At 60.0% G+C, this 1,274-nt stretch carries 1 protein-coding gene and 1 pseudogene; both read right to left on the reverse strand.

The features are described from left to right. A pseudogene (locus ACRESJ_RS00705) lies at nt 1-65 on the reverse strand (NAD(P) transhydrogenase subunit alpha); the annotation flags it as partial. An 11-nt stretch (nt 66-76) separates the two neighbouring features. Next, nucleotides 77-1,198 (reverse strand): Re/Si-specific NAD(P)(+) transhydrogenase subunit alpha, encoded by a 1,122-nt coding sequence (locus tag ACRESJ_RS00710; protein WP_431756160.1) that lies wholly within the window; start codon nt 1,196-1,198, stop codon nt 77-79. Between the last annotated feature and the right edge of the window lie 76 nt (nt 1,199-1,274).

Genomic DNA, 1,274 nt, shown 5'->3' on the forward strand with positions numbered 1-1,274 from the left:
ACATAGATGGCCAGCACGAAGATGATCAGGTTGTAGATACCGTGAGAGATCAGCATGTCTTCCATTGTTTTTATCCTCAGCCGTTCTTGCGCACGATCTGGCCGTCGCGGCACATCAGGCACGCGGCGACGATGTCGTCTTCAAGGTTGATCACCAGTTGTCCTTCTTTATCGAACAACAGTTTCATGAAGTCCAGCAGGTTGCGGGCGTAGAGCGCCGAAGCGTCAGCCGCGACGGCACCGGCCAGGTTGGTCGGGCCGACAATGGTCACGCCATTTTCGACAACAACCTGGTCTGCCACTGTCAGTGGGCAATTGCCGCCCTGGGCGGCCGCGAGGTCGATGACCACCGAGCCCGGCTTCATCTGCGCCACGGTTTCCGCGCTCAACAGCGTCGGTGCCTTGCGGCCCGGAATCAACGCGGTGGTGATGACAATGTCAGCCTGCTTGGCGCGTTCGTGCACGGCCGCGGCCTGACGCTGCATCCAGCTGGCCGGCATTGGCCGTGCGTAACCGCCGACACCGACGGCGCATTCACGCTCTTCATCGGTCTCATACGGCACATCGACGAACTTGGCGCCGAGGGATTCGATTTGTTCTTTTACCGCAGGACGTACGTCAGACGCTTCAATCACTGCACCCAGGCGTTTGGCCGTAGCAATGGCCTGCAGCCCGGCTACACCCGCGCCAAGAATCAGCACGCGCGCCGCTTTCACGGTGCCCGCAGCGGTCATCAGCATCGGCATGAAGCGAGGGTAGTGGTGAGCGGCCAGCAACACGGCTTTATAACCGGCGATGTTAGCTTGCGACGACAACACATCCAGGCTCTGGGCGCGGGACGTGCGCGGCGCGGCTTCCAACGCGAACGCGGTAATGCCGCACTCGGCCATTTTGGCGATGGTTTCATTGCTGAACGGGTTGAGCATGCCCACCACGATGGTGCCGGACTTGATCAGCGCCAACTCGCTGTTGCTGGGGGCAGCAACCTTGAGAATCAGCTCGGCGCCAAATGCATCACTGGCGCTGCCAATGCTTGCACCCGCCGCTTCATAGGCACTGTCGAGAACACTGGCGTTAACGCCGGCGCCGCTTTGTACAGTGACCTTATGACCCTGGCCGATCAGCTTCTTTATGGTTTCGGGGGTTGCAGCAACCCGTGTTTCACCGGTCTGGGTTTCGAGAGGAACACCAATGTGCACGTCAAATCTCCTGCGTGATCTTATTGAGTAAACCCATGCACTACGGATGGTGCGGCTGGGGCGGCCGATCAGCACG

The organism is Pseudomonas sp. (assembly GCF_050739655.1).
In the GTDB taxonomy this organism is placed as follows: Bacteria; Pseudomonadota; Gammaproteobacteria; order Pseudomonadales; family Pseudomonadaceae; genus Aquipseudomonas.